The sequence below is a fragment of the Gordonia aichiensis genome (assembly GCF_039946255.1).
GTDB lineage: Bacteria > Actinomycetota > Actinomycetes > Mycobacteriales > Mycobacteriaceae > Gordonia > Gordonia aichiensis_A.
Genome location: NZ_JBCDWL010000003.1, coordinates 186,014 through 199,184, shown reverse-complemented (window position 1 = coordinate 199,184; position 13,171 = coordinate 186,014). Strand labels below are relative to the sequence as shown.

The 13,171-nt window shown below is 70.3% G+C and carries 1 protein-coding gene (only partly in view); it reads left to right on the top strand.

The whole window is internal to a non-ribosomal peptide synthase/polyketide synthase gene (locus AAFO60_RS05960) on the top strand: the coding sequence, 34,437 nt in all, runs 7,546 nt past the left edge and 13,720 nt past the right edge, and what appears here is coding positions 7,547-20,717 — codons 2,516 (partial) to 6,906 (partial); the first complete codon in view begins at position 3. Both the start codon and the stop codon lie outside the window.

The window sequence follows — 13,171 nt, the reverse complement described above, 5'->3', positions numbered from 1 at the left end:
TGTCGGTCGACCCGGCCGCCGGGCTCGCCGACACCGCACTGACCGTCGGCGACCTGCAGATCAGCGGCGTCGCCCAGCGCGTGGTCCCCGCCCAGCGAGACCTCACCTTCGAGATCTCGGCCGCCGACGGCGACTGGACCGGTTCGCTGGTGTACGCCACCGACCTGTTCGACGAGGCGACCGCAGTCTCGATGACTGAGCGCTTCTTGTCAGTGCTGGAGACAGTGACCGGTCGGGTGAATGTTCCGGTCGGTGATGTGCTGTCGGTGGCCGGCGAGGAGCGCGCGGCGATCTTAGCGATGTCGCAGCGTTCGACGGATGTGGTGGCGGAGTCGTTGGTAGCGGAGATCAATGCACGTGCTGCGGTGAATCCGTCGGTGGCGGCGGTTGTCGGTGGCGGCGTTCGGTACTCGTACACAGAGTTGACGCGCCGTGCCGACGCGTTGGCGGCTCAGTTGGCTGCCCTAGGTGCTGGCGCTGATGACGTGGTTGTTTTGGCGGTGGAGCGGTCGGTTCATTGGGTTGTCGGGATGCTGGCCGCATGGAAGGTCGGTGCGGGGTATGCGCCGGTTGATCCTGCGGGGCCAGTGCGGCGGATCGAGTCGCTGGTGGCCGATACGGGTGCGGTCGCGTTGGTAGCGCGGCCGGACTGGATCTCCGAGCAGGGTGTTGGTGGGGACTTTGCCGGCGCGTCTGTTCTAGCGGTATCCGACGAGGTCGCCGAGGGGACCATCGCTTCGTTGCCGGTGGTGCTGGAGCATCGGCAGCAGTTGGGCTATGTGATCTCGACATCGGGATCAACTGGTCGGCCGAAGCCGACGATGGTGCCGATGTCGGGTGTGGAGAACACAGTCGCGTGGTACCGGGGTCAGTTGGGATTGTCGGTTGGTGAGGGCGTGTTGATCGCGTCGGCGCCGACGTTCGACCTGACGCAGAAGAATGTGTGGGCAGCGCTGGCGTCCGGTGCGACAGTGCATCTGGCTGACACGGTGTTCGATCCGCGGCAGATTGTGGAGACGGTGGCCGTTGAGCGTGTCGCGGTGATGAACTTGGCACCGTCGGCGTTCGAGACGATCGTCGACGCAGATGACGCGGGAGCGTTGGCGGCGGTACGGGTCCTGTTCCTGGGCGGTGAAGTCGTGAAATTGGCACCGTTGCGGGCGTTGATCGACGGTGGCCTGCGTGTTGTTAACAGTTATGGTCCCACCGAGGCTTGTGACGTCGTGTCGTTCCATGAGGTCGCCGTCAGTGAACGCGGTGTTGTTCCGATCGGTCGGGCGATCCCTGGCGTGGACTTGTACGTGCTCACCGATCGGCTGGGGTTGGCTCCGGTGGGGGTGCCCGGTGAACTCTACATCGGTGGTGTGGCAGTCGGTCGTGGTTACGGTGCAATGCCTGGTCAGACAGCGGATCGGTTCATCGCCGACCCCTTCGCGGCGGACGGTTCGCGGCTGTACCGCACCGGCGACCTGGTCCGATGGAATGTCGATGGTGAATTGGATTATCTGGGTCGTACCGACTTCCAGATCAAGCTGCGTGGCCTGCGCGTCGAACTCGGTGAGATCGAGTCGGTATTGGCGGCGGTGCCGGAGGTAGATCGCGTGGCGACGATCGTCGCGACCGGTCCGGACGGGATCGACCAATTGGTGGCCTATATATCCCCGGCCGATGTCGATGTGGAGGCATTGAAGGTCGCTGCCTTCGCCGAACTGCCCGGTTACATGGTCCCGACGGTATGGATGATGGTCGAGGACATCGCCTTGAGCGCATCGGGGAAGGTGGATCGGCAGGCGTTGCCGCCGGTCGATTTCTCGGTGACTCGGGCGAAGTACGTGGCACCCGAGACCGAAACCGAGTCGGCGGTGGCGGCGGTGTTCGCCGAGATTCTGGGGGTCGAGCGAGTCTCGGTCGCTGAGCGGTTCTTTGACTTGGGCGGCAACTCGCTGTCGGCGATGAGGCTTGCCGCCCGTGCCTCCGACGCTCTCGGCGTGCGTGTCTCGATCCGCGACGTCTTTGACGCTCAGAGCGTCCGCGAACTCGCGGCAGCGGTGACCGGCGCGGCCGCCGCACTCCCGCCGATCGTCGCCGGGCCCCGCCCGGCGCAGCTGCCGCTGTCGTTCGCGCAGCAGCGCATGTGGTTCCTGAACCAGTTCACCGAGTCGGCCGCCCCGGCCGCCTCCTACAACATCCCGTTCGCGGTCCGGCTCGTCGCGTCCGACGCGGCCCACCGGATCGATTCGGCGGCCGTCGCCGCCGCCGTGCACGATGTGATGGCGCGACACGAGACGCTGCGCACCCGTTTCCGTCAGGCCGACGACGGCACGGTGACGGCCGAGATCGCCGACGCCGCCGCGGCATTCGACTCCATCGGATGGGCCGAACTGTCGGCGGCCGACGAGAACGCCACCTACCGCACCGCGGCCGAATGGGCCACCCGGCCCTTCGACGTCGCCCGCGAGTTCCCCGTGCGCGGCGGCCTGATCGACCTCGGTGCGGGCGAAGTGGTGCTGGTCCTCGTGCTGCACCACATCGCCGCCGACGGCGAGTCGATGGCGCCGCTGCTGACCGACCTGCTCACCGCCTACGCCGCCCGCACCGCCGGGCAGGCGCCGGCGTGGGAGCCGCTGCCGGTCCAGTACGCCGACTACGCGCTGTGGCAGCGAGCCGTCCTCGGCGACGCCGCCGACGCGTCGTCGATCGCCGGAACCCAGCTCGACTACTGGCGCGACCGGCTCGCCGGCCTGCCCGACGTCCTCGACCTGCCGACCGACTTCGCCCGCCCCGCGGTCGCGACGATGGCCGGCGGCTCGGTGGCGTTCACGCTGCCGGGCACCGTCCGGTCGGCCGTCGCCGACCTCGCCCGAGCGCACGGCACCACCGAGTTCGCCGTCCTCCACGCCGCGATCGCGAGCCTGCTCGCCCGACTGTCGGGCACCGACGACATCGCCGTCGGCACCCCGATCGCCGGCCGCGGCCAGAGCGTCCTCGACCCGGTCGTCGGCATGTTCGTCAACACCCTCGTGCTGCGGACCCGGATCGACTCGGGCAAGTCGTTCGCCGACACGGTGGCCGACACCGCCGCCGTCGACCTCGCCGCACTGAGCCACTCCGACGTGCCCTTCGAGCACGTCGTCGAGGCCGTCAACCCGGTCCGCAGCGAAGCCTTCGTCCCGCTGGCCCAGACGCTGTTCACCTTCGACCAGCACGATCCGGAACCGATGGCCGTCGACGGCCTGCTGGTGGAACCGGTCGACGCCGGCGCCGAATCGGCCAAGGCCGACCTCAACTTCGTCGTCGCCCGCGACGCCGACGGCGGCTACGCCGGCCGACTGGTCTTCGCGACCGACCTGTTCACCCCGACGACCGCGCAGTCGATCGCCGACCGGTTCGTCACCCTGCTGACCTCGGCCGTCGCCTCGGTGTCGACGCCAGTCGGCGACATCGACCTGCGCAGCAGCGCCGAAGTCCAGGCGCAGGCCGAGCTGCCCGCGCCCGTGTGCGAGACGGTGAACGCGGACCGTTCGCTGGTGGAGCTGTTCACCGCGGCGGCGACGCGACGCGCCGCGGCGACGGCCGTCACCGCGCAGGGATCGTCGGTGACCTACGCCGCCTTGGCGGAGCGCTCGGATGCGATCGCCGCCGGCCTGGTGGCGCGCGGCGTCCGCGCGGGCGATCTGGTGGGTGTGGCGACCGGCCGTTCGACGGACCTGGTGGCCTCGATCCTGGGCGTGCTCAAGGCCGGTGCGGCCTACGTGCCGCTGGACACCTCCAACCCGGCCGAACGGTTGGCGTTCATCGTCGCCGACTCGGGCGTGCACGTGGTCCTCACCGATGCCTCGGTGGCCGACCACGACCTGTGGTCGACGGTGGGGGCGTCGGTGTCGGTGCTCGACGTCGCCGACCTGAACGCCGACGGCGCGGCCTTCGCTCCGGTGTCGGTCCCGGCCGACGCGGCGGCGTACGTGATCTACACGTCCGGCTCCACCGGACGACCGAAGGGCGTCGTCGTCAGCCACCGCGACGTGGTGACGCTGATGGACACCGCCGCGGGCGACTTCGAGTTCCGCGACGACGACGTGTGGACCATGTTCCACTCCTACGCCTTCGACTTCACGGTGTGGGAACTGTGGGGTCCGCTGCTCTCGGGTGCCCGGCTGGTGATCGTCGACCGCGATCTGGCCCGCGATCCGGTCGCCTTCCTGACCCTGCTCTCGGACGAGGGCGTGAGCGTCCTGTCGCAGACGCCCTCGGCGTTCTACCAGCTCAGCGAGGCGCGTCGCGACTTCAGGGGACAGTTGTCTCTCCGATACGTCGTCTTCGGCGGCGAAGAACTCGGATTCGAACAGGTGCGCCGCTGGTTCGACGCCTTCCCCGACGACACCGCGCAGCTGGTCAACATGTACGGCATCACCGAGACCACGGTGCACGTGTCGTTCCGCGCACTCGACCGGGCGACGGTCTCCGCGGGCGACGGCTCGTTCATCGGCCGCCCGCTGGCGTCGCTGGCGATCCACATCCTCGACGACCGCATGCATCCGGTGCCCGCGGGCGTGCCGGGAGAGATGTACGTGTCCGGCGGACAGCTGGCCCACGGCTACCTGCATCGCTCCGGCCTCACCTCGACACGGTTCGTGGCCGACCCGTTCGGCCCGGCCGGATCACGGCTGTACCGGACCGGCGACCTCGCGCGGCGGGTCGGCGACGACATCGAGTACCTCGGCCGCGGCGACGCGCAGGTGCAGCTGCGCGGCTTCCGCATCGAGTACGGCGAGATCGAGGCCGCCCTGTTGGGCGCCGCCGGCGTCTCCGGTGCCGCGGCGCGGGTGGTCGAGGTGCCCGGACGCGGCGAACTGCTGATCGGATACGTGGTCGGCGACGACGGCGACGAGATCGATCCGTCGTCGGTGCGCTCGGCCGTCGGCCGGGCGGTGCCCGGCTACATGGTCCCCGACCAGGTGGTGGCCGTCGACACGCTGCCGTTGACGGCGAACGGCAAACTCGACCGCAAGGCGCTGCCGATCCCGGAGTCGTTGACCGGGCTCGGGGAGTTCGTCGCGCCGGTCGGCGACATCGAGGCCGGCATCGCCGCGGTCTTCGCCGACGTGCTCGGGCTGGAACAGGTCAGCGTCGTCGAATCCTTCTTCGACCTGGGCGGCAACTCGCTGTCGGCCACCCGGGTGGTCGCCCGCGTCGGGCAGGCGCTCGACGCACACGTCTCCGTGCGCGATCTGTTCACCAACCCGAGCGTCCGCGAACTCGCCGCGACCGTCGACGCCGGTACCGGCGCGCTCGCGCCGATCACCGCGCAGCCGCGCCCGGACCGGGTGCCGCTCTCGTTCGCGCAGCAGCGGCTGTGGTTCCTGAACCGACTCAACCCGGGCGACGCCACCTACAACGTGCCGATCGCGCTGCGCCTGACCGGCGCACTCGACGTGGCCGCACTGCGGGCGGCCGTCGTCGACGTGGTGGCCCGCCACGAGGTGCTGCGCACCACCTTCCCGGAGATCGACGGCGAAGCCTTCCAACTGGTGCACCCGATCGACGAGATCGAGTCGTCGCTGCCGTGGACCGTCGTCACCTCCCGCGAAGAGATCGAGGCCCAGGCGACCCGCGGATTCGACCTCACCGCGCAGTGGCCGCTGCGGATCGTGCTGTGGCCGATCTCGGAGACCGAGCACGTGCTCGCTGCGATCAGCCAGCACATCGCCATGGACGGCGAGTCGCTCCGACCGCTGGTCACCGATGTGATCACCGCCTACGCGGCCCGCGCCGCGGGCCAGGCCCCCGCCTTCGCGCCGCTGGCCGTCCAGTTCGCCGACTTCGCGCTCTGGCAGCATCGGGTCCTCGGCTCGGCCGACGACCCCGACTCGGTGGTCAGCAAGCAGCTCGCCTACTGGACCGAGCAGCTCGCCGGACTCCCCGGCGTGCTCGAGTTCCCGACCGACCGCCACCGGCCGCTGGTGGCCTCCGGCCGCGGCGCCAACCTGATGACCGCACTGCCGGCCACCACCGCCGCGGCGATCGTGGACTACGCGCATGCACGCAGGGTCACCCCGTTCATGGTGATGCACGCCGCCCTCGCGGCGACCATGAGCCGGATCGCCGGCGCCGATGACATCGCGATCGCGACACCCGTCGCGGGCCGCGGCGACGCCGTGCTCGATCCGCTGGTCGGCATGTTCGTCAACACCCTCGTCCTGCGGGCGTCGGTGGACGGCGGTGCCGGTTTCGACGCACTCGTCCGGCAGGTCGCCGACACCGATGTGGCCGCGTTCGCGCACGCGGACGTGCCCTTCGAAGCCGTCGTCGACGCGGTCGACCCGGTGCGCAGCGAGGCCTTCGCCCCGCTCGCCCAGGTCCAGCTGAACTTCGACCCGGGCGCCGGCGCCGCCGACTCCGTCGACATCGCCGGGCTCGCCATCGCGCCCGTCGACACCGCGGTCACCCGCGCACAGCTCGACCTGTACCTCACCGTCCAGACCGGCGGTGAGGACCAGGACTGGAACCTCAACCTCATCTACGCGACCGACCTGTTCGACGAGCCCCGCATCCGCAGGCTCCTCGACACCCTCGTCGGCGTCCTCGACCAGGTCCTCGCCGACCCGATGGCGCCCATCGGCGATCTGCAGATCCTCGACGAGAGCGAACGCCGTGAGCTCGAGGCCTTCGAGCACGGACCGATCGTGGAGTTCGACGAGCGGCTGCTGACCGAGGTGATCGCCGAGCAGGTCTCGGTGTCGCCGGAGGCGGTGGCGTTGGTGTTCGGTGAGCGTGAGGTCTCGTATCGGGAGTTCGGTGCTCGGGTTGCGACGTTGGCGCGTGAGTTGATCGGGCTGGGTGTGGGTCCGGATGTGACGGTGGCGTTGTGCATGCCGCGGTCGGTGGAGATGGTGGTGGCGATTCATGCGGTGGTCGCGGCTGGTGGTCAGTACATGCCGATCGCGGTCGATGCGCCGGATGAGCGTGCCGAGTACATGTTGGAGGTCACCGGTTCGGCGTTGCTGTTGGTGACCGATCGGGACCTCGTGTCGCATGTGATCGGCTCGGCGCAGCAGCACGGTCTGCCGGTGGTGTCGGTCGACGCCTCCGGCGCGGTGGATCTGGCTGCGCCGCCGGTCACCGACGCCGAGCGGACCGGCCCGCTGCGTCTCGAGAATCCGATGTACACGTTGTTCACGTCGGGGTCGACGGGTCGGCCGAAGGGCGTCACCACCCAGCACCGCGGCATCAACAACCGGCTGTGGTGGGGAGTGGGTGCCATGCCGATCGATGAGACCGATCGGGTGGTCCTCAAATCGCCGTACACGTTCGACGTGTCGATCGCCGAACTGTTCGCGCCCCTCATGGTGGGTGCGCGGATCGTCATCCTGGCGCCGGATGTGCATTTGGATCCGTTGGCGCTCGCCGACGAGTTCGCGCGGGCGGGCGTCACCACGACGCACTTCGTGCCGTCGATGATGTCGGTGTTCTTGGACATCTGCGGCCAGGAGCGGGTCGCCGCACTCACGTCGTTGCGGATCATCTCGACCACCGGTGAGGCGTTGCCGCCGGCGATGGCGGCGACGGTGCGGCGTTGGCTGCCGGAGACGATGTTGGTCAACCTGTACGGGCCGACCGAGGCGTCCATCGAGATCTCGGGTCAGCACGTGGAGCACGTGTCGCCGGACGATCCGTCGGTGCCGATCGGTTCGGTCGTCTCCAATGGTGCGGTCGCGGTGTTGGATCGTCGGTTGCGTCGGGTGCCGGTGGGTACTGCGGGTGAGTTGTACATCGGTGGTGTTCAGGTGGGTCGCGGGTATGCGGGTCGTGCGGATCTGACTGCTGATCGTTATGTGGCTGATCCGTTCGGGGAGCCGGGTGCGCGGATGTATCGCACGGGTGATCTGGTGCGGTGGAATGCCCGTGGCGAGCTGGAGTATCTGGGGCGTACGGATTTCCAGGTGAAGTTGCGTGGTCAGCGGGTGGAGTTGGGTGAGATCGAGACGGTGATCTCGTCGGTGCCAGGGGTGGTGCACACCGCGGCCACCGTGTTGCCGAGTGCGACGGGTGATCAGTTGGTGGCGTGGGTGTCGCCGGCGTCGGCGATCGACATGGCCGAGATGGAGGCTCGTCTGGCGGAGGCGTTGCCGGTGTACATGCGGCCGACGGCGTGGGTGGTGATGGATGAGATGCCGTTGAATCCGTCGGGCAAGGTCAATCGTGGTGTGTTGCCCGCGCCGGAGTTCGAGGCGGCGGAGTATGTGGCGCCCGAGGGTGAGCGGGAAGAGCTGGTGGCCGGGGTGTTCGCCGATGTGCTCGGTGCCGACCAAGTGAGTGTGACCGGGTCGTTCTTCGATCTGGGTGGTAACTCGTTGTCGGCGACGCGGGTGGCTGCTCGGGTCGGGCAGGTGTTGGGTGTGTCGGTGTCGGTGCGTGATGTGTTCGATGCGCCGTCGATCCGGGAGTTGGCTGCGGTGGCGGCGACGAAGGGGTCGGCGTTGGCGCCGATCGCGGCTGTCGTGCCGCGGCCGGAGCGGATTCCGCTGTCGTTCGCGCAGCAGCGCATGTGGTACGTCAACCAGATCGACCCGTCCTCGGCGGCCTACAACCAGCCCGTCGTCCTGCGCCTGACCGGCGACCTCGACCTCGACGCACTGCACGCCGCGGTCGTCGACGTCGTCACCCGCCACGAAGTCCTGCGCACCACGTTCCCCGAGACCGACGGTGCCCCGCACCAGAAGATCGGCCGCGCCTCGACCATCGGCGCCAAACTCGACTGGGACGTCGTCGACGACCTCGACGAACTCCGCGAGGCCGTCGGCACCGGATTCGACGTCACCAAGCACTGGCCCATCCGGGCCCGCGTGTGGGCCGACCCGGCGAACGCCGACGCGGCCCCGGCCGACCGCGAATTCGTCGTCGCCGTCGTCGTCCACCACATCGCGATCGACGGCGAATCGTCGACGCCGCTGGTGACCGACCTGGTGACCGCCTACAGCGCCCGCGCCGCCGACACCGAACCGGTGTTCACCCCGCTGGCCGTCCAGTTCGCCGACTTCGCGCTCTGGCAGCACGAGGTCCTCGGATCGGTCGAGGACCCCTCCTCGATCGTCGGCCGCCAGCTCGGCTACTGGCGCGAGGCTCTCGCCGGACTCCCCGAACTGGTGGAACTGCCCGCCGACCGGCCGCGCCCGGCAGTCGCCTCGCAACGCGGCGCCGCCCTCGCCTTCGAGATCCCCGAAGCCGTCGGCAACCGCATCACCGAGTACGCCACCGCGGCCGGTGTCACGCCGTTCATGGTGGTGCACGCGGCCCTCGCCGCCTTCGTCGCCCGCCTCACCGGCGTCGACGACATCGCCGTCGGCAGCCCCATCGCCGGCCGCGGCGAGCCGGTCCTCGACCCGCTCATCGGCATGTTCGTCAACACCCTCGTCCTGCGGACCGAAGTCGATCCGGCAGCGAGCTTCGACGACCTGGTCCAGCGGGCGCGCCGCACCGACCTCGACGCCTTCGCGAACGCCGACGTGCCCTTCGAGACGATCGTCGCCGACAGCGACGCGCTCCGCTCGCAGGCCTTCTCGCCGTTCACCCAGGTGTGGATGACCCTCGACCAGTCCGTGCTGCCCGAACTCGCCGGCTCCCGACTCGCCGAGGGCGAAGTCGCGGGACTGCGCGTGCAGCCGGTCGCGGCACCGGAGATCCCGGCTAAGGTCGACCTCCTGGTCTCCATCGGCCGCGCCGACGAGGGACCGTGGCACTCGGCCATGGTCTACGCCGTCGACCTCTTCGACGAGTCGACGGTCGCCGTCTTCGCCGCGCAGTTCGTGGCGGTGCTCCAGGCCGCCACGGCCGACCCGCTCACCGCGGTCGGCGACCTGTCGTTCGGGGACCGGACCCTCGGTGACCGCGTTCGCACCGCGCCCACCGGCGCCCGCACCGCTGACGTGAGGCGCGAAGCCAAGATCGTCGTCGAATCCGACGCCGTGGTCTCCGGTGGCCCCGGCTCCGAACCCCGGTCGATCGCCGAGATGTTCGCCGAGGCCGTCACCAAGTGGGGCCCGCGCCAGGCCGTGGTGGGACCGGACGGGACCGCCTACACCTACGCCCAGCTCGACGCCGCCGCCAACCGGCTGGCCCGACTGCTCATCACCCGCGGCATCGGCCCCGAATCGATCGTGGCCGTGTCGATGGGACGCTCGGTCCACCTGCTGACCGCGATGATCGCGATCTCCAAGACCGGCGCGGCCTACGCGCCCGTCGACCCGAGCTTCCCGGACGATCGCCGGCGCGCGATGCTCACCCTCGCCGACGTCCCGCTGTGCGTGACCGACTCGGCGACCCCCGCCGTCGCCGACACCGGCAGCGAATGGCTCGTGATCGACTCGGAGGCCGTCCGAGCCGAACTCGCCGGCTGCAGCGACGCGCCCGTCGCCGACACCGAACTGCTCGCCCCCGTCCGCCCGGACAACGTCGCCTACGTGATCTTCACCTCGGGCTCCACCGGCCGCCCGAAGGGCATCGCCGTCACCAACTGGCATCTCCACAGCCACGCCCGGGACGTGTTGAACCAGACGAGCACCGACGAGTACACCCGCATGCTCGGGTTCGGGTCGATCAGCTTCGACATCACCTTCTACGAGACCCTGCCGACGCTGATGGCCGGCGGCACCCTGATCTACCGGCCCGACGACGTGGTCGGCGGCAAGGAGCTGGAGGAGTACATCCTCCGCAACGCCATCAGCCACCTGGTCGTCACCCCGACGGTGCTGGCCAGCATCGATCCGGCGGCCGTGCCGACCGTGCGCCAGGTCGTCACCGGCGGCGAGGCGCTGCCGCAGCCGCTGAAGGACCAGTGGGCGGCGATGCGTCGCGTCCAGAACTTCTACGGTCCGTCCGAGACGACCATCACGGTCACCGGCACGCCGCCGCTGCCGGTCGGCGAACCGGTCACCCTCGGCGAGCCCCAGGCCGGCGTCGGCGTCCTCATCCTCGACCACCGCCTGCGCCCGGTCCCCGCCGGCGGGATCGGCGAGCTGTACGTGACCGGGGGAGCGCTCGCCCGCGGCTACCTCGAACGCGCCGACCTCACCGCGACGGCGTTCGTCGCCAACCCCTACGGGCTGCCCGGCGAACGCATGTACCGGACCGGCGACATCGTCCGCTGGCGGGTCGGCAGCGACGGCGGTCGGGGACTGGAGTACTCGGGCCGCGCCGACGACCAGGTGAAGCTGCGCGGTCTGCGCATCGAACTCGGCGAGATCGAGGCCACCCTCGGCGAGGACCCGGCCGTGCACTCGGCCGTGGTCGTCGGGATCGGCGGCTCGGTCGCCACCGCGCTGGCCGCCTACCTCGTCGCCGAGCCCGGCGCCGAGATCGACGTGGCGCGCGTCAAGGAGCTCGCCGGCGCCCGCCTGCCCTCGTACATGGTGCCCGCGTCGATCATGGTGCTCGACGAGCTGCCGCTCACCCCGATCGGCAAGCTCGACAAGGACGCGCTGCCCGAACCGGTGATCGAGGTCGGCGAGTACGTAGCGCCCGACGGACCCGCCGAAGAGGCGGCGGCCCGGATCTTCGCCGACCTCCTCGGCCTCGACCAGGTGTCGGTGACCGACTCGTACTTCGACCTCGGCGGCAACTCGCTGTCGGCCACCCGCGCGGCCGCCCGCGTCGGCGAGGCGCTCGGCGTCGACGTGTCGCTGCGCGACATGTTCGAGGCCCCCACGGTCCGGGACCTGGTGGCGGCCGTCGCCGGCCGCGACGGCGGACTGCCGCCGATCGTCGCCGCCGACCCGCGGCCCGCGCGCATCCCGCTGTCGTTCGCGCAGCAGCGCATGTGGGTCCTCAACCAGCTCGACCCGACCTCGGACGCCTACAACATCCCGACCGTGCTGAAGCTGACCGGCGACGTCGACGAGGCCGCGCTGCGGTCGGCGATGGTCGACGTGGTGCGACGCCACGAGGTGCTCCGCACGCTGTTCCCCGAGACCGCCGACGGACCGGTCCAGCAGATCGCGCCCGCCGACGACGTCGACGCGACGCTCGACTGGCAGGTCGTCGACACCCTCGGTGAACTCGAGACCGCGGTGCGCTCGGGCTTCGACCTCACCACCGAGCAGCCGATCCGCGTCCGACTGTGGGAGGCCGAACCGGACTCGGCGGGCTCGCGCACCGTCGTCTTCGCGGTCGTCATGCACCACATCGCCGCCGACGGCGAGTCGACCGGACCGCTGCTGAACGACGTGCTCACCGCGTACTCCGCCCGCTCGGCGGGCCGGGCCCCCGAGTTCGCGCCGATGCCGGTCCAGTTCGCCGACTTCGCGCTGTGGCAGCACGAGGCGCTCGGCTCGCCCGATGACGCGGAGTCGGTGGTCGGCAAGCAGTTGGCGTACTGGACCCGACAGCTCGACGGGCTCCCCGACGTGCTGGAACTGCCCGCCGACCGGCCGCGCCCCCAGGTCGCGTCCCCGCGCGGCGGCGCCGTCACCTTCCAGATCCCGGAGCAGACGGCCGCCGCGGTCGTCGACACCGCCGCCGAATACGACATGACCCCGTTCATGGTCGTCGACGCCGCGCTGTCGGTGCTGCTGGCGCAGCTGTCGGCGACCGACGACATCGCGATCGCCACCCCGGTCGCCGGGCGCGGTCAGAGCGCCCTCGACCCGGTCGTCGGCATGTTCGTGAACTCGCTGGTCCTGCGCTCGCGGGTGACGCCCTCGATGCCCTTCGGCGACCTGCTCGAACAGGTCCGGACGGTGGCGCTCGACGCCTACTCGCACGCGGACATCCCGTTCGAGACCCTGGTCGACGCGCTCGACCCGGTGCGCTCGCAGGCCTTCGAGCCGCTCGCCCAGGTGATGCTCTCGTTCAACCCGTCGGCCTCCCTCGACGGCGTCGACGTCGAGGTGGCCGGTCTGTCGATCACCGCGGTCGGCAGCGGCGAGATCGCCGCGCAGCGCGACCTCACCCTCGTCATCACCCAGGCCGACGGCGACTGGTCCGGCGCCCTCACCTACGCCGCGGACCTGTTCGACGAGTCCACCGCGCAGGCGATGACCGACCTGTTCGTCAGCGTGCTCGGGCAGCTGACCGCCGACACGGCGATGGCCGTCGGCGACGCCGCACTCCTCGGCGCGCAGCAGCGCCGGGAGATCATGGCCTCGTCGACCGGAGCCGAGGCCGCGGTGCCCGCGAC